Genomic DNA, 16,491 nt, shown 5'->3' on the forward strand with positions numbered 1-16,491 from the left:
AGCGCCCAGGATTTCATCTTAGGTCGTAGACGCTCGCTTCGAAAAGCAAACAGGTGTTTGGGGCGGGGATGCGCGTGCATCCCGCACGCCTCACCGCGAAGCGACCACGCCGCGCTCGCTCACCACTTCTCCGCGCTGCAGCACATAGGCGAGACGTTCGCCCTGCCCGCTCAGCACGGCGATGTCCTGCAATGGATTGCCGTCCACCACCAGCACGTCCGCAATCGCGCCCGCTTCGATCATGCCGAGCTTGCCCTCGGGCGAGACGATCTGGCCGCCGATCGTGGTGGCCGAACGCAACGCTTCGAGGTTGCCGAGCACTTCCGAGCGAATGTGCAATTCGTCGCTCTGGAACGTGTGCATCTCGCCGAGCAGATCCGAGCCGAAACCCATCGGCACGCCGGCCTTCGCATAGATTTCCAGCGAGTCGCGGCCGGCTTGCCGCACCGTTTCGACCTTCGCAATCGAGTCCGGCGGCAAGCCGTAGTCCGCGCCGTGCTTCGCGAGCGCATCGTAGGTGACGAGCGTCGGCACCACGAACGCGCCGTGCTCGCGCATCAGTTTCGCGGCGGCTTCGTCGACGAGATTGCCGTGCTCGATGGTCCGCACGCCGCACCGGATCGCCCGCGAAATCGCGCGGCCGGTATAGGCGTGCGCCATCACGTAAGTATTGGCGGCTTCCGCCTCCGCGACGATCGCGCGGATCTCGTCTTCGGAATACTGCGTATTGCCGATCGGATCGGTGGGCGACGCCACGCCGCCCGAGGCCATGATCTTGATCTGCGTCGCGCCCTTCTGGATCTCTTCGCGTGCGGCCAGACGCACCGCATCGACGCCGTCGACCACGCGCGCGATAGCACCCGCACGGAAACAGCACGAGCACGGTTCGAGCACGTCGCCACGCGGACGAAAATCGCCGTGGCCGCCCGTCTGCGAAAGCGCCTTGCCCGACGGAAAAATACGCGGCCCCGGAATCAGGCCGCTTTCGAGCGCCTGCGTCAAACCCCAGTCGGCACCGCCCGCGTCGCGCACGGTGGTGAAGCCCCGGCCGAGCATCGCCTTCAGAATCGGCAGCGCGCGGATCGCGGTGAGAATGTTCGGCTGCGTCGCGTTGGTGCCGAGGTTCGCACGCGAAGCCAGCACGTGCACATGACAATCGATGAGGCCGGGCATCACCGTCTTGCCGCGCGCGTCGATCACGCGTGCGTTCGGCAGATCGACGGGACGATCGGTGACTTCGACGATATGGCCGTTTTCGATCACGACATGATGATGTTCGAGCAGAACGCCCTGCTTCAGATCGAGTACGTTGCCACCCTTGATAACCGTGATGCTCATGGAATGTGCCCTGATTTAATTAGGAATCCGTGCGACCAGATCGGGCCGCACACGCTGTCTGGAATCAGTGCCGACGCGAATCGCGCACGAAACATGTCCCCGCGAGGCTGATCGCCGCGGCGATCATCACGTAGAAAGCGGGCGCCATGTTGCTGCCCGTCGACGCGATCAGCCACGTGATGAAGAACGGTGCGAAGCCGCCGAAAATCGTCACGGCAAAGTTGTAGGCGACGGAGAGTCCTGTGGAGAGCACCCTGGTCGGGAACAGTTCCGAAAACGCCGCGAGAATCGGGCCGGTGTAGGCTGCGATCAACAGGCCGAACACGCCTTGAAACACCATCAGAGAAGCAAGGCCCGGCGTCCGGTTGATGTACGCGAACATCGGCCACGCGAGCACGAGGATCAACACGGCGGCGCCCGACAGAAAGGGACGGCGGCCGAAGCGGTCAGCCAGTTTGCCGATCAGCGGCGAGAAACACATGATCATCGTGCCGCCCAGCATGCCCGCCAGAAAGCCGGTGGATTGCGGCACATGCAGCGTGCGCACCGCATACGTCGGCATGTAGAACAGCAGCACGTAGGTGCATACGGTCCACAGAATCACCATCGAAAAGCTCGCGAACGTTTCGCGCGGGAAGCGGCGGAATACGTCGGCGAGCGGCGAGTCGTCCTTCGCTTCCTCGGCCACGGCGCTGAACGCGGGCGTTTCGTCCATGCGGCTGCGAATGAAATAGCCGACAGGTCCGACCAGAATGCCGATCAGGAACGGCATTCTCCAGCCCCACGAATGGAGCGCGTCGGCGCTCAGGCTGCTCGTCACGAAAGTGCCGACCGCGGCGCCTAACAGCACGGCAAAGCCAATGCTCGACTGAATCCAGCTCGAATAGTAGGCGCGCTTGTCGGAAGGCGCGTATTCGGTGAGGAACGCCGTGGCGCTGCCCATTTCGCCGCCGGCCGAAAAGCCCTGCAGCAAACGCGCGACCACGATCAGCACGGGCGCCCACAGGCCGATCTGGTCATATGTCGGCGCGATGCCGATCAGGGCGGTGCCGCCCGCCATCAGCAGGATGGTCAGCGAGAGCGCGGCCTTGCGTCCCACTTTGTCGGCATAGACGCCGAGCACGATGCCGCCCACCGGCCGCATGAAAAAGCCCACGCCGAAAGTCGCGACTGTCAGCAGGAGCGAACTCAGCTCATTGCCGGTCGGAAAGAACAGCTTCGCGATGACGACCGCGAAAAAGCTATAGACGGTGAAGTCGAACCACTCCAGCCCGTTGCCGAGCACCGTCGCGATGATGGCGCGCCGCCGCTGACGCGCGAGCGTGTCGACGGAAAGCGCTACGTTGGATACAAGCGTTCCTTGCATGGTCTCTTCCTTGTCTGGCTGCCTGTCGGGGGAAATATCGGCAACACGCCGCGCCGTCTTCGCGGCGCTTTCGCATGCATGACCTTGATCGTAGAGAGACCTGAATTATTTGCGAAACGAAAGATTCGCATGCACGCATGCGTGCAGCGCATGCGAAAAAGCTTCAGGCCGCCGCCCTGATGCGTTGCGCCACTGGCCGTTCATCGCGCAGTCAGCTGCAATATTTTCGTCAGTCCGGACGAACACGCATGTGCTTCGATGCGCGCAACGGCATGACTGGATTCCCGGGTGCGAAGCCATATTCGCCGGTTTGCATTCGGGCGAAAGACCTGCCCGTCCAATGCGCAAACGAGGCACCCACGTCAGGAACGAAGTCAGAAATAACCGTAAATTTGCGTCAAACATTCATCCCAAAAATTGCAGTCAGTCCTCGCCAGATGTAGAAAATGACCCTCAAAGGTTGTGCGCGCAACAGGCCCGTCATTTGACAGGTACGGGCATGGCCTTCACGGACAGGCCACAAGCCCTGGCGGACAAACGAAGCCAACGACATGACGAAGCCGCATCCACCGGTCGCAGACCCGCAACTGCTCGACTACTACACACGCGAACTCATCTACATGCGCGCGCTCGCGCTGGAATTCGCGCAGCAGCATCCGAAGATCGCAGCGCGTCTGGGCATGCAGGCCGGCGAGATCGGCGATCCTTATGTCGAGCGGCTGGTTCAGGCATCATCGTTCATGACGGCTCGCACGCAGATGCGTATTGACGCGGCGTTCCCGGAACTGATGCAGCCGATGCTGGAAACGGTTTATCCAAACTACGTCCGGCAGACGCCCGCCATCGGGGTGGCCCGCCTGTACCCGGGGCACGACAGCGGCCACCTCGGCCAGGGCTTTCTCATCCCGCGCGGCACCGCCTTCACGTCGCACACGCCCACGGGCGAGAACACGCCCTGCATTTTCCGCAGCAGTCAGGACGTGACGGTCTATCCGCTGCGCATCAGGCTCGCGCGGGTAACGATGATTCCGCCCGACATCCCCTCGCTCGGCCTCTACGTGCCGGACGGCCAGCCGGTACGGGGTGCGGTGCGCCTCACGCTGGAAACGACCCATGGCGCGTCCATCGCGAACCTGGAAGATCTGGACCGGCTGCCCCTGTATCTGGCCGGGGACGAGCGCATCGCGTCGCACCTGTTCGAACTGATCCACGCTGCGGGCATCGCCACTGTCATGGCCGCGCCGGGCCGGTTCGCGGATGGTCCGCTTTACGGGGTCGCGCATGACGCCGTGGTCCATGAAGGCATTGACCCGGAGCAGGCTGTGCTGCCGGACGTGCCGCGCCCGCTGCACGGACATGGCCTCATGCAGGAGTACTTTGCGTGCCCGGCGCGTTTCTGGTTTCTCGCGCTGACCGGTCTTGCCCGGGGCCTGAAGGCTATCGAAGGCAACGCAGTCGAGATCGTTATCCTGCTCAACCGCGCGCCCGGCGCGCTGGCGGACGCCGTGGAAGGGTTCGAACTGGCGACCGAGGCGCATGGTGTGGCGCGCGCCAACCAGGGCATGCTGATCACGACCGAGCCGCGCGCAGGCGCTGGCGCGCCCGTGAAAGACATGGGCGAGACGGTGCAGCGGCTGACGCAGGCGCGCGAGCTGCACGAAGGACTTGCCGACCTTGCACAACAGAATCAGGCACAGGATCACGGCGCTGACCAAAGCGATGTCGCGAAAGCCATCAAGGCCCAGAACGAGGAAATCCGGGGACTGGGAGGAAAGAGCGCGGACGGCAAATTCCCCGAGTTGGCCAGGCCGCACCTGATTCTCGCAAGTCCTGTCGGGATTGAGACCACCAGTGCGCAGTCCACACACATCGCGAGTACTGAGCACATTGCCCTGACGAGCGGGCAGCATTTGAGTCTGTCGGCCGGCGGTCGCCTGCTAGCGAGCGTGACGAAAGGCGTCAGGCTGTTCTGCCAGAAAGCGGGAATCAAACTGGTCGCTGCTGGAGGCGACATCGATCTTAAAGCGCTGGCCGATAGCGTCAATATTCTCGCAAAGCTGAACATCACTCAAACGGCCAATCGCATAACCATCACCGCAAAGGAAGAACTACACAGCAGCAGACGCGTGTCGAGGGAGGTCAGCCGGTTCACGTAGTGGCCACAATCTATACGGAAAGCAATCTGCGTCTGGCCCAAGGTAATGAAAAATACCGGGCTACGATTATCGCTGCCGCCTCGAAGTACACGCTGACTCCTCAGTCCATTGCCGCGATGATCGGTGCCGAAGCGACGTCTGATCCGGACGGGACATGGCGCGCGGATTCCAACGAGGATCACCCCAAAAAGGCGCAGGGTCTGGCGCAGTTTTTTCCTGATGCGTGGACGGCAGTCTTCAAGTACCCGCCTTCACTGCTCTGTCAGGACTGCAAGTCAATGAGCGAAGAGGAATGGATGAGCAAGCGCCTTGAAGCGAAGTATGCAATCGATGGCGCAGGCGCCTATGCCGCACTGAATCTGAGGCAATTCGCGTCCGATAGTGGTTGGGATGTGGAAAGCCTGGCACCCGAAGACAAGGCTAAGCTCGCCTATATGCTGCATCACGAGGGAGTGAGGGGTACGACGAGGCTGTTAATGGGCAGACCTGATCAATATACGGCGGAACAGGCAGCCGAACGCCTCGCAAAGCAGCTTAAATCCGTTGAGAAGGCGAATCAGCTTGTGCTTCAGCATCATGGGAAGGCGGTGGAAGCCTATAAGAGCTGGTTTTTTAGCTATATCGACACAAAAATTGATGTGAATTTCTTTACCGTTCAGGATAAGCAAGAATTCGCGAAGCCGCCGCGGAATATGGCGGAAATTGTCGAGGGTCTCGGCGGGGGGACGCGGCCTGCCCATCCGCAGCCACGACCAGAGCCCGCGGCAAGCAATGGCAAACCGGCGAGCAGTTCGACAGCGATGTCACGTGCGGTGTCAGCAACCGGTTCAGCGTGGTTTGACCCACTTGAGATTTGTACGCTCCGCACTGCTCATTTGAAAAGCAAAGGTGCCGCTGAGTTCGGTATGACCCGCAACCTCGGCACACGCGCCCATCAGGGAATCGACTTGGCCGCCGAACCTGGGACGCCTATTCGGGCGGTCGCAAATGGAATTGTTTATATGGCCCCCGTAACTGCAAATTCGGACTACGCATATGGGAACACTCTCGTTCTGGAGGTCGGGATAAACGACTTACCGCCTGCGCAAGCAAAGATATTCAAAACGGTTAATCCGGGACGCGAGACAATTGGATTTTTTTACGCGCATCTTAGTGAATTCCAATATCCGATCGATCGCGATTCTCAAGGGAACATTCTGCCGGTCACTGTCCACGCTGGAGACCCCATAGGGAAAACCGGTTGCACGGGCAACGCGAAGGGAATGAACAATATTCTACTGGGGGCACACCTCCACTTTGAAGTCCGGCAGGAGGCAAAAAAAAGGTGTATTGGTTTGGCTAATCGGGTAGATCCGCTCCCCTTTATTGTTATTTGCACCAATCATTAAAACTTCAAGATGAAAATCCATCAAATCATTCTTAATTTAGTCGTAGTTGGAAGCGTCGCAGCCTACCTCCCGCATAGCCAATTATCTATAGCGGCAACGACTGCCCGGTCAGCTCAATCGGGTGCATGTCTTGGCGCAAACTGCAGTCGCGCGGCTTCAGACGAATCCGAGACGCCTGGTGCCATCGCAGAGAGAGAGGGTGCGAGAATGGCAGATGACATACGAAAAAACGGCAGCGACGAGGATCAGTGGAAATCGTTTATTTTATATAGCGACAGCACGGATCCAAAAGATTTGAGTCTCATCTTGGTGAGATCTGCTGGCTTCTCCATGCGGCTAGAGCCAAAATCCGGGCTGCTCCATTTCCAAAGGCGTGGATTGCGTCAGGTATTTGCAATTTCGGCTCCGGTAAGAAAATCTGATATCTGGGCAAAACAGGACGTATGCCCACAATATGGAATCCAGGTTCTTAGCGCATCACCAACGGACGCAGTAATCGTAAAATACTGCCAGCCCTTTACCGATTCCAAGGGCAAAAATTTTACATCTGAGGAATACTATCTGTACGATATCAAGACGGCAACGATGTTGACGTTATGGTCTTCATCCACTGGAGATAAGTCAATACCTGGTCCATTCGTTAAGCCTTGGCCCGCAATCAAGAAAATTCTCAATGGCTATGATCTTGATTGGAAATTCCATGATGCAACGAATCCTTCGCTGAAAGAGATCGTGATGCGAAATAAATACAGTTTCGTATTCGACAATAAAACAAAGACATTTTATTTAAAATGCAAAGATTTGACGAGTGTGGGAATTGATGAGGGTGACATGTGCGATGGGCCGGCGAATTTGAAGTTAATGTTTAATAATAGGAAGTAAAGAGCCCCCGCTTAATTTAATTTAATAAATTCTGCGAGCCGCGGACCCGCGGCACAGCGGCGGATAGTTTGGTTCGATCGCCTTAAGTGGCCATGCTCCGCCGCCTCGTCCTCAGCCACGCCCAAAGGCAATAGCTAGCCAACCAACATCACGAACAGTGAGTAATACGGGAGCGCAATCGGCTGCTGAAAATGGCTCAGTATGGGTTGACCCATTGGCGGTCTGCACGATTCGTACCGCTCATCTGAAAAATAAACTGGGCGGAGAGTTCGAGTGGACAAGAAATAATGGAAAGAAATACCACCAAGGAATTGATCTGGCCGCAGAGCCCGGGACGCCTATTCGGGCGGTCGCCAACGGACGAATTCATGTGGCGAAGAGGCCAAATTCACAATATTCCTATGGGAGCACCTCGGTCCTTGAGGTTGAGTTAAACGACTTGCCACCAGATCACGCGGAACTTTTTGCAAGGCAAATCCAGCAAGAAAAACAATCGGATTTTTCTACGTGCATCTGAGTGAAATTCAGTATCCTGAGACGTACGATTCTAATGGACACATCGTGCCAGTTACCGTTCATGCTGGAGATGTCATTGGGAAAACCGGTTGTACGGGTAACGTAAACGGGATGAGTACGATCCCACTTGGAGCACATCTTCACTTTGAGGTTCGGCTGGATGCGCTGAAGCGCTGCGAGGGACTTGATAATCGAGTTGATCCGCTTGTATTCATCGTCAATTGCACAAACAAATAAACTGTTTATATTGTGAAAAAAATCCAATTTGCATTGCCACTAGCTTGCTTGCGATCACCCTAGCACAGGCATCGCTTTATTCGCCTGATGGAGAAAATCAACATTTTGGCGCCATCTCGAAAAAAGAGGCGAAAAAGTATCGAATAATGTCCGCAAGTCAGATAGTGACAAGAGACGCTGGGGTTTGTTGCTGTTGAACAATCAAGACATTAATCCAAAGGCGCTAAATATTTCGCTTATTAAAAGTTCGAATTTTAATATGCTCCTTGATTCAAAGAGAAACCACCCTTTTTTTGAAGGAAATAACTTTAAACAGGCATTTGCAATTCAAGGCCCTTCCGGTGGAGATCAACTTTGCCCGCGCTACAGCATAAGAATTATTTATGCATCCCTTGATCACGCTGTAATTTTGCAAAATTGCTATTCTGATGAAGCTGCTCCGGGAACAGTCAAGTTTAGCAGCGACTATTATCTATATGATGTTAAAACTGCAATTATTCTGGATTTCTGGCGATCCGGCATGGAAGCTAAAAAGGTCCCTCTTGCCTTTGTTAGGCCAGATCCTATAGTAAAGAAGATTGAGAACGGATACAGAATTGATTGGGCCTATCGAAACGAGACTTTCTCGCAGAAAGATACGCTAAATATGCATAACATCTATCATTATGGGGTTGACGATAAAGCAAAAACAATATATATGAATTGCAAGGACCTCACTAAAACGCATGGCACTGAGGGAGATCTCTGTGAACAGGGTGGCGACCTCAAAGCGATAGTGGACAATCGAAACTCAACGCACTGATCGGTTAACGACGGCACATACCAATATCTCAATGGAATTTATTGATTGCGGAGAAGGGCTGGAAGCAAAGACGCCTTTCTGTTGCCGTTCGATTTTAAAATAACACAGCAGGTAATAAAAAAATATGGCGCGTCATGTTATCGTAATTGGCGACACCCTGAGCCCTTTCGGCGGGAGGTGATTCAAGGATCGAATGCTGACAGCATTGATGGCCGCAAGGTTGCCCGAAGGGGCGACCGTGTGAATTGTGTTAAACACGGCGTCAACTCAATTGCCGAGGGTGATGACTCAACCGTTGTCTTCGGTATGCCTGTGGCGCTCGAAGGGCACCATGCGACATGCAGCTGCATATTGGTGAGTCGGCAACAAACATTGTCCGTCGCGTAATCGAAAAGCAGGCCGCCGGAGGTATTGGCGAATGCAGACGCCTCTCCGGAATGGCAATTGCATTACCGCGGAAACACGGCCTCATTTCAATGGAAGCGCCCGCGCCGATACTGCACGTATGGTGGAGTGAACGACAAAAGCCCGACCAGATAACACTTCCGGCATTTCAACGTAAAAATTTATAGTGGGCTCTTGAGCAACCACTCCAGCCCGTTGCCGAGCACCGTCGCGATGATGGCGCGCCGCCGCTGACGCGCGAGCGTGTCGACGGAAAGCGCTACGTTGGATACAAGCGTTCCTTGCATGGTCTCTTCCTTGTCTGGCTGCCTGTCGGGGGAAATATCGGCAACACGCCGCGCCGTCTTCGCGGCGCTTTCGCATGCATGACCTTGATCGTAGAGAGACCCGAATTATTTGCGAAACGAAAGATTCGCATGCACGCATGCGTGCAGCGCATGCGAAAAAGCTTCAGGCCGCCGCCCTGCCCGTCTGCGCTTCGGCCTGTTCGAAGAGCCATCGCGTGAAGACGCGGGCCGCCTGGTTCTGCGAGCGGTCGTTCGGCGACACCACGTAGTAGCCCCCGCCGTGGCTCGCGCAGGCATGCGTGGCGCGCACGAGAAGTCCTGCTTCCAGACAGCTGTCGATCATGTGACGCCAGCCGAGTACGACACCCTGCCCGAGAATCGCCATTTGCACGAGCTGCGGATAGTGATTGACCACGACCGCTTGCGGCGACGCCGGCATGGCCACGCCGTTGATGCGAAACCATTCGGGCCACGACATCCACTGACGCTGGCCGTCCTCCTGAATCAGCAGCGTTTCGTGCACGAGATCGACGGGTTCGAGCACGCGGCCGGCGAGATACGCGGGCGAGCAGACGGGGTACACCTCTTCGTCGAAAAGGCGGCGCGCGGTGAAATGCGGCTCGGCCCGCTGGCGTATGTAGTACAGGCCGACATCGAATTCGGCGGGCGACAGCGACGCGAGCCCATCGCGCACGATCATTCTGATTTTCACCTGCGGATACGCCGCGCGAAACGCGCCGAGCCGGGGCGTCAGCCACAACACCGCGACGCCCGACGAACAGGCGATCGTCAATTCCTGGTCGCCGTAGCGCTTCATGACATCGAGCGTGGCTTCGGAACAATTCGCGAGCAGCCATTGCACATGCTTCGCATAACCTTCGCCGGCGATGGTCAGACGCAACGCGCGATGCTCGCGCACGAAAAGCGAGCGGCCGAGAAACTCTTCGAGTTGCTGGATTTGCCGGCTCACCGCGCTTTGCGTGAGATGCAGCTCAGCGGCCGCCTTGGTGAAACTCGCATGCCGCACGGCCGATTCGAACGCGACGAGATATTGGAGCGGGGGTAAAGGAGCAATGCGCATGATGAACGAAGCCGAGTCGCGATGACCTCATGATAGCGGTTGCCGGCTTCGCTCAAGCGCCCGGAATCACGCGCGCAGCGCGGCTTTTTCGCCTTCCAGGCGCGCCACGCACGCCTCCAGTTCCGCGATGCGCTCGTCGCGCGCCTTGAGCGCGGCGGCCACGTCCGCGGCCTCGAAGCGCTGCGGAATATGCTTCGGACAGTTGACGTCCCAGGCCCGCACGGTCATCACAATGACGCGTTCGCCGCGCGCCTTGTAACCCTCGGGCATCAGCTTTGCGAGCAGCGCGGGATCGTCTTCGATCACGCGCGCCTCGCCCCAGATCTTGATGCGCCGCCTATGCGCATAGTCGACGAGAAAGAGATGCGCCTTCGGGTTGTCCGCGAGATTGCCTGTCGTGACGTACTGGCGATTGCCCGCGAAATCGGCAAACGCAATCGTGTGATCGTCGAGCACGTGCAGGAAGCCCGCAGGTCCGCCGCGATGCTGGATATACGGCTGCCCGTCCGCGCTCGCCGTGGCGAGGAACACGCTCGTCTGCTGCTCGATGAAGCTCGCGACCTCGGGCGTGAGCCGCGTCTGCCAGCCGTGCTCCTCTTCCATGCGCGCGTAGGCTTCGCGCGAGCCGTGACGGCGCTGCCATGCCTTGACGGTCGGCGTGAAAGCGATATCGCTTGGATAAGCGTGGGCATCTGGTTGAATCATGGAACGGCTCCTTCGCGGACGACTCCGCAAGCGACGCGCTCCACCTTACCCGTTCCACTTCGCGCACAGAACCCGGCCGGATCGGGAACCGGGTTTTCAGAAATCGAGAATAGCGCGCGGGGCGCTTACGAACTCGCCGCCAGTTCCTCCTCGTGGGCGAGCGAGCGGGTGTTCCTCAGTTCGGGGAAGAGCTTCATCCACAGTAAGGCGACGGTGATCGTCGCGAGGCCGCCCACCAGCACGGCCGTGCGCGCGCCCCACCAGCCCGCCGTCACGCCGGATTCGAACTCCCCCAATTGATTCGATGTCCCAATGAAAAGCGAATTGACGGCGCTGACGCGGCCAAGCATTTCGTCGGGCGTGCGCAGTTGCACGAGCGAGAGCCGCACGACGACGCTGATCGTATCGGACGCGCCCAAGGCCATCAGCGCCAGCAGCGACACAATGAACTGATGCGACAGACCGAACACGAGCGTGGCGCAGCCAAACGCGATCACGCCGCCGAACATGGCCGCGCCGGGCCGGTTGCGCAGCGGGAAATGCGCGAGCCAGATGGTGCCCGCAAGCGCGCCGATGGCCGTGCCCGAGCGCAACAGGCCGAGGCCGAGCGGCCCCGTGTGCAGGTAGTCGCGCGCGAAGACCGGCAACAGCGCGGTCGCGCCGCCGAACAGCACCGCGAACAGATCGAGCGATAACGCGCCGAGAATCACCGGCTGCTTGCGGATAAACGCGATGCCGGAGAACACCGACTCGAGTGTGACGGGCGCGCGGTTCGCCGGTTTCGTGCGCAGCGGAACGCCCCACACGGCCGTGGCCGCCGCGGCGAACGACGCCATGCACGCGAGGTAGGCGGCGCCCGGACCGATGCCGTAAAGCAGACCGCCGAGCGCCGGACCGGCGATCTGCGCGGTCTGGTTCGCCGACGTGGCCCATGCGGTCGCCTTCGGCAATTGGGCGCGCGACACCACGCCCGGCAGCAACGAAGCGACAGCGGGCGATTCGAACGCACGCGCCGCGCCGACGCACGCGGCCAGCACATAGATCACGGGCGCGCTGATCCAGCCGCCGAACGTGCCGCACGCGAAGACCAGCGCAGCGACGCTTTCGAGGCTCTGACAGATCGCCGCAATGCGCCGCCGGTCGTAGCGATCCGCGACATGGCCGACCAGGAGCGTGAGCAGGAACATCGGCAGAAACTGCGCGAGGCCGACGAGGCCCAAGGCGAACGCGCTGTGCGTGAGCGCGTAGATGTGCCATCCCATGGCGACGGCGAGCATCTGGAAGGACAGCGACGAGAGAATGCGGGTGCACCAGAAGCGTTGAAACGCCGGTTGCTTCGGCAAGCTGACGGCGGGGGCGTCGGAAGTGTCGCGGGAATCGGCGGGAATGGGAGGCATCGAGGTCTTTAGGTGACTGCGGGACGGCGTGGCCACATGGCCGCGTGAGCGACGTGGGCGGCGTGGGCGACGTGGGCGGCGTGGGCGGCGTGGGCGGCGTGGGCGGCGCGGCCACCGTGGCCGGGCAGCTAGTTTAGAGCAACGTGCCCTGCGCTGCTGCCGCGCGCGCCGCCGACGGATCGCCTGCGTATCACCGTTCATTACAAGTCAACACCCCTGCGACGCATCCGTACATCCCGTCATCACGCCTTCATTTGATAGTCATTCTCATTTACATGATGCTCTCGCAGTTTTCGTGGCGACACGATTCGCGGCAAGGCGGTGTCGGGCTTCGATCTGTACGACCCGGTCTATGGCGCGCTCGCGGCGGGCGGCACGCCGAGCGCGACGCAAAGCGACAGTCTGTCGAAGGTTCATACTTATTCGGTCGTGACGCAGGACACGGTTCATCTGACCGGCCGGCTGATGGCGTCCGCCGGCGTGCGCTGGGAAAGCTGGCAGCAACTGTCGGGCGCAGGCCGCCCTTTCGTGATCGCCGATCACTCGCATGGGCAAGTGTGACTGCCGCAATTCGGACTCGTGTACCGGCTCACGCCCGCGTTTTCCGCCTACGCGAACTTCAGCAAATCGTTCGTGCCGAACGTCGCCACCGAAGTCAGCGCGCCGCTTGCGCCGGAGCGCGGGCGCGTCTTCGAGACCGGCCTGAGGTATGACGCGCACGGCAGCGCGAGGTCGCGCGGCATCGAACTGGACGTCGTGGGACGGCTCACGCAACACGTGAGCGTGATCGGCAGCTACGCGTACACGAACGCGACCGACCGCGACGACGGCGCGCGGCTCGTGTGCGGACGGCCGGGCGACACGGCGAACAGCTTCACGCTGCCAGGCTATGTCGTCGCGGACGTGTTCGCCGCGTACGACACGAAGTTCGGCAAGATCCCGACGCATATGCAACTGAACGTGAAGAACGTGTTCGACAAAACGTACTATCCGTCGAGCAATAGCAACCTGATCATCGCGGTGGGCGAAGCGCGGCTCGTGATGTTGAATACGACGTTTTCGTTTTGACGGTTGACGCGTTGCAGCGGGGCACACGAGCAGCGCGCAGCGGGGCCTGCGGCGGAACGTTGAGCGCGATCTCGTGGCCTGCGACAATATTGCCCGACGTGTTGTTTGCCCCTCAGGTTGCCATCCATGATTCACGACATCGACCACAAACTCGCCGCCGCTCGACGCCACGCCGAAGCCGGGCAGTTGAACGACGCCACGCGTCTGTTGCATGAGATTCTCGCGCGCGTTCCCGACCATGGCGAAGCGCTCGAAGGCCTCGGCTACCTTGCGATCCGGCAGCAAGACTATGCGGGCGCGGCGCAGCATCTGTTACAGGCGTCGTTACACATGCCGATGTCCGCCGATCAACTGGATTTCGCCGCGCAGGTTTGCCAGACGGCGGGACGTCACGACAGCGCGGCGGATCTGTTCGAGCGCAGTCTGGCTCACTCGCCGAATCGCGCGGCCTCGCTGCACGGCGCCGCCATGTCGCTGATGCAACTGGGCGAACTCGACCGCGCGCAGCACATGCTCACGCGTCTCTGCGCGATCCAGCCGGACTCCGCCGAGGCGCATTACAACCGGGGAACGCTGCTCGGCAGAATGGGCCGCTACGAAGACGAGCTCGACGCATACCGGCTCGCGATCAAACTCAATCCGCGCTTTGTGAGCGCGCATGTCAACCTCGGCGTTGCGCTGCGCGATCTGCTGCGTTTCGATGAAGCCTTGCAGCAATTCAAGAAGGCGCTCGCCGTCAATCCCAACGACGCCGGCGCGCGCACCAATCGAGCGCAGACCAATCTGCTGCTCGGCGAATTCGAGCATGGCTGGCGCGAGTACGAATGGCGTTGGCGCGACGGCGCGCAAAGTCACGGCTTTCCGGCCAGCACGCTATGGACGGGCGCGCAGCCGATCCACGGCAAGACGATCCTCGTGCATCACGAGCAGGGTTTCGGCGACACGCTGCAATTCGTGCGTTTCGTCGACCGGCTGAGCGCGGCCGGCGCGCGTGTCGTGTTGCGAGTTCAGGACGCGCTGCTGCCTCTTCTGCGGCGCTATCCGGATGCGGCGGAAGTGATCGGCGAGACGCACCACACGCCCTTTTTCGATTACCACGTTCCCCTGCTCAGCCTGCCGTTCGCGCTCAAGCTTCGGGCGCACGATCTCGGCGTATCGCAAGCTTATCTGCACGCGGACGAGGCGCTCGTTGCTCAATGGCGCGAGCTGTTTGCAACGTCTGCCCGGCGTCCGCGAATCGGCATCGCGTGGTCGGGGAGCAGAACGCATCTGAATGACCGGAACCGGTCGATGTCGCTGGAACAGTTGAAACCGCTGCTGGAGGCCGACGCGGACTTTTTCGCGCTGCAACCCGATGTGCGCGAGAGCGATCGCGCCGCGCTCGCGCAACTCGATCGAATGGGCAAATTGCGCGACGTGTCCGCGCGGCTCACGAACTTCGCCGAGACGGCCGCGCTGATCGATTCCCTCGATGTCGTGATCAGCGTCGATACGGCCGTGGCGCATCTGGCGGGCGCGCTCGGCAAACCTGTATGGATTGCGCTGCCGCTCGTGCCGGACTGGAGATGGCAACTGAACCGAAGCGACAGTCCCTGGTACAGCGAAGCGCGGCTCTTCCGGCAAACCGGCCGAGGCGACTGGCGTGGCGTGATCGCGGCGCTACGCAGTGCGATCGACGCCTTCCACCCCACCTGAACGGCGCGCATACGTCACCGCATCCGCGTCGCTTCAGCGCAACTCCGTCACCGTCGCGCTCAGATTCGCCGCGATCTCGCGAGCGCGTCGCTTCTCGTCGTCGCCCATGCGTTCCGCCAGCCTCGCCTCGACGATCCTGATCGCGGCGGCGTACGCCGGCACGCCGTCCAGAGCCTCGAAGCCCGCCCGCGCGCGGGCGATCCATGCCGCGCCGAGCGCACGGTCGCGCGGAACCCCGCTGCCGGTCAGAAAGCGCATGCCGACGCCGTATTGCATCAGCGGATTGCCGAGCAAGGCCTGATTCAGCGAAGACAAACCATCCCAGCGCTGGCGCAGTTCGCCGGCGGGCGTGAGCGTATCGTCGCACCACAGGTTCGACGCCGCATCGGCAGGCACGAGCCAACGCCGCTCGTCTTTGCCGAGGTCCGTTTCCGCGCCGGTTGCCAGCGCATGCAAGGCGAGCGCGATCTGCGACTGCCCGGCGCCGGCTCGCGCACCTTGCCGATGCAGCTGCATCGCTCGGGTCGAATCGCGCAGCGCTCGGGGCCCGATTTCGTACAAGTCACGAGGTCGCTGGCGGCCCAGTCGTCGCCCGCAGCCATCGCTTTTTCCAGCCAGACGCGGCCCGCAGCCGGATCGCGTCCGACGCCGAGGCCATACGCATACGCGACGCCGGCCAAAGGCTCGCCGCCTTATTCAAGCGGCATCTATGAGACGGACGTGGCCGTATGGGATATCGGCAGGATGAAGGGATTTCTTGAGGGACGAGGCCGATTGGCGCTGTGGCCTGGGGGAATGGGCGCCGGGGCGCGTATCGCGTATCGCGTATCGCGTCCCGGCCTCGCTGCTCACACCGGCTTACTGAACTTACTGATTCATCGTGCCGGACGCGCCATGCTCCATGCCCATCGCGTCGTGCTTCTTCATCTTGTTGCTCTTCTTCATCGAATCGTGCGACATGCTGCTCTTGCCCATCGAATCGTGCGACATGCCGCCTTTGCTCATGGCGTCGTGCGACATGGCGTCGTTGCCCATCGCGCCGCTCGCCGCCTGCGCGAATGCAGCCGGCGCGCCCAGCGTCAGCAGCGCTGCGAATACAGCCGTGGTCAGTGATTTCATGGCTCATCTCCTTGGTGGGTTGACAGTGGTCCGGCATGACCGGAACCGG

Annotated in this window: 15 protein-coding genes and 1 pseudogene; 8 read left to right on the plus strand and 8 right to left on the minus strand. The window is 60.2% G+C overall.

Going from position 1 to position 16,491, the window contains the following annotated elements; genetic code table 11:
- Positions 1-90: 90 nt before the first annotated feature.
- Positions 91-1,338, minus strand: a complete 1,248-nt coding sequence (locus tag VOM14_RS20800) for a metal-dependent hydrolase family protein (RefSeq protein WP_327630628.1) — start codon at positions 1,336-1,338, stop codon at positions 91-93.
- A 64-nt stretch (positions 1,339-1,402) separates the two neighbouring features.
- A complete protein-coding gene (locus tag VOM14_RS20805; protein WP_327630629.1) occupies positions 1,403-2,704 on the minus strand; it encodes an MFS transporter in 1,302 nt (433 codons plus the stop codon).
- A 551-nt stretch (positions 2,705-3,255) separates the two neighbouring features.
- On the opposite strand from VOM14_RS20805, the gene tssF reads away from it, so the two are divergent.
- From tssF to VOM14_RS20835, 6 genes are all read left to right on the plus strand, one after another.
- Positions 3,256-4,860, plus strand: coding sequence for a type VI secretion system baseplate subunit TssF (gene tssF, locus VOM14_RS20810; RefSeq protein ID WP_327630630.1), 1,605 nt, complete (start codon positions 3,256-3,258; stop codon positions 4,858-4,860).
- Entirely contained in the window at positions 4,860-6,248 is a 1,389-nt protein-coding gene (locus VOM14_RS20815; RefSeq protein WP_327630631.1) for a M23 family metallopeptidase, read from the plus strand. The genes tssF and VOM14_RS20815 overlap by 1 nt, the downstream gene beginning before the upstream one ends.
- 9 nt (positions 6,249-6,257) lie before the next feature.
- Positions 6,258-7,130, plus strand: a complete 873-nt coding sequence (locus tag VOM14_RS20820; RefSeq protein WP_327630632.1) for a hypothetical protein — start codon at positions 6,258-6,260, stop codon at positions 7,128-7,130.
- A 157-nt stretch (positions 7,131-7,287) separates the two neighbouring features.
- Positions 7,288-7,647, plus strand: coding sequence for a M23 family metallopeptidase (locus VOM14_RS20825; RefSeq protein ID WP_327630633.1), 360 nt, complete (start codon positions 7,288-7,290; stop codon positions 7,645-7,647).
- A 420-nt stretch (positions 7,648-8,067) separates the two neighbouring features.
- Positions 8,068-8,685, plus strand: a complete 618-nt coding sequence (locus VOM14_RS20830) for a hypothetical protein (RefSeq protein WP_327630634.1) — start codon at positions 8,068-8,070, stop codon at positions 8,683-8,685.
- Positions 8,686-8,862: 177 nt separating this feature from the next.
- On the plus strand, positions 8,863-9,072 hold the full coding sequence (locus VOM14_RS20835; RefSeq protein WP_327630719.1) for a PAAR domain-containing protein: 210 nt from the start codon (positions 8,863-8,865) through the stop codon (positions 9,070-9,072).
- Between the two features lie 179 nt (positions 9,073-9,251).
- Here VOM14_RS20835 and VOM14_RS20840 read toward each other — a convergent pair whose 3' ends face one another.
- The 4 genes from VOM14_RS20840 to VOM14_RS20855 all read right to left on the minus strand — a co-directional run bounded on the left by VOM14_RS20840 (position 9,252) and on the right by VOM14_RS20855 (position 12,560).
- Entirely contained in the window at positions 9,252-9,377 is a 126-nt protein-coding gene (locus tag VOM14_RS20840; RefSeq protein ID WP_327630635.1) for a hypothetical protein, read from the minus strand.
- A gap of 163 nt (positions 9,378-9,540) precedes the next feature.
- The gene (locus VOM14_RS20845; protein ID WP_327630636.1) at positions 9,541-10,458 is read right to left on the minus strand and encodes a LysR substrate-binding domain-containing protein; all 918 of its coding nucleotides are present in this window, start codon (positions 10,456-10,458) and stop codon (positions 9,541-9,543) included.
- A 66-nt stretch (positions 10,459-10,524) separates the two neighbouring features.
- A complete protein-coding gene (locus VOM14_RS20850; protein ID WP_327630637.1) occupies positions 10,525-11,163 on the minus strand; it encodes a pyridoxamine 5'-phosphate oxidase family protein in 639 nt (212 codons plus the stop codon).
- Between the two features lie 125 nt (positions 11,164-11,288).
- Positions 11,289-12,560 (minus strand): MFS transporter, encoded by a 1,272-nt coding sequence (locus tag VOM14_RS20855; protein ID WP_327630638.1) that lies wholly within the window; start codon positions 12,558-12,560, stop codon positions 11,289-11,291.
- Between the two features lie 285 nt (positions 12,561-12,845).
- Between VOM14_RS20855 and VOM14_RS31450 the strand changes: the two are divergent.
- Positions 12,846-13,628, plus strand: a pseudogene (locus VOM14_RS31450) (TonB-dependent siderophore receptor); the annotation flags it as partial.
- 126 nt (positions 13,629-13,754) lie between these two features.
- A complete protein-coding gene (locus VOM14_RS20870) occupies positions 13,755-15,323 on the plus strand; it encodes a tetratricopeptide repeat protein (RefSeq protein ID WP_327630640.1) in 1,569 nt (522 codons plus the stop codon).
- Between the two features lie 33 nt (positions 15,324-15,356).
- On the opposite strand, the gene VOM14_RS20875 is transcribed toward VOM14_RS20870, so the two are convergent.
- Together VOM14_RS20875 and VOM14_RS20880 are read right to left on the minus strand one after the other, a co-directional pair.
- On the minus strand, positions 15,357-15,839 hold the full coding sequence (locus tag VOM14_RS20875) for a hypothetical protein (protein WP_327630641.1): 483 nt from the start codon (positions 15,837-15,839) through the stop codon (positions 15,357-15,359).
- A gap of 351 nt (positions 15,840-16,190) precedes the next feature.
- Positions 16,191-16,442, minus strand: a complete 252-nt coding sequence (locus VOM14_RS20880) for a pentapeptide MXKDX repeat protein (protein WP_327630642.1) — start codon at positions 16,440-16,442, stop codon at positions 16,191-16,193.
- Between the last annotated feature and the right edge of the window lie 49 nt (positions 16,443-16,491).

This window comes from Paraburkholderia sp. MPAMCS5 (assembly GCF_036016995.1).
Taxonomy (GTDB): Bacteria; Pseudomonadota; Gammaproteobacteria; order Burkholderiales; family Burkholderiaceae; genus Paraburkholderia.

Excerpts from the sequence above, each read along its gene's own strand:
- VOM14_RS20800 (WP_327630628.1), bottom strand. The coding sequence starts at position 1,338 with ATGAGCATCACGGTTATCAAGGGTGGCAACGTACTCGATCTGAAGCAG.
- VOM14_RS20805 (WP_327630629.1), bottom strand. The coding sequence starts at position 2,704 with ATGCAAGGAACGCTTGTATCCAACGTAGCGCTTTCCGTCGACACGCTC.
- tssF (WP_327630630.1), top strand. The coding sequence starts at position 3,256 with ATGACGAAGCCGCATCCACCGGTCGCAGACCCGCAACTGCTCGACTAC.
- VOM14_RS20820 (WP_327630632.1), top strand. The coding sequence starts at position 6,258 with ATGAAAATCCATCAAATCATTCTTAATTTAGTCGTAGTTGGAAGCGTC.
- VOM14_RS20840 (WP_327630635.1), bottom strand. The coding sequence starts at position 9,377 with ATGCAAGGAACGCTTGTATCCAACGTAGCGCTTTCCGTCGACACGCTC.
- VOM14_RS20845 (WP_327630636.1), bottom strand. The coding sequence starts at position 10,458 with ATGCGCATTGCTCCTTTACCCCCGCTCCAATATCTCGTCGCGTTCGAA.
- VOM14_RS20850 (WP_327630637.1), bottom strand. The coding sequence starts at position 11,163 with ATGATTCAACCAGATGCCCACGCTTATCCAAGCGATATCGCTTTCACG.
- VOM14_RS20855 (WP_327630638.1), bottom strand. The coding sequence starts at position 12,560 with ATGCCTCCCATTCCCGCCGATTCCCGCGACACTTCCGACGCCCCCGCC.
- VOM14_RS20870 (WP_327630640.1), top strand. The coding sequence starts at position 13,755 with ATGATTCACGACATCGACCACAAACTCGCCGCCGCTCGACGCCACGCC.
- VOM14_RS20875 (WP_327630641.1), bottom strand. The coding sequence starts at position 15,839 with ATGCAGCTGCATCGGCAAGGTGCGCGAGCCGGCGCCGGGCAGTCGCAG.
- VOM14_RS20880 (WP_327630642.1), bottom strand. The coding sequence starts at position 16,442 with ATGAAATCACTGACCACGGCTGTATTCGCAGCGCTGCTGACGCTGGGC.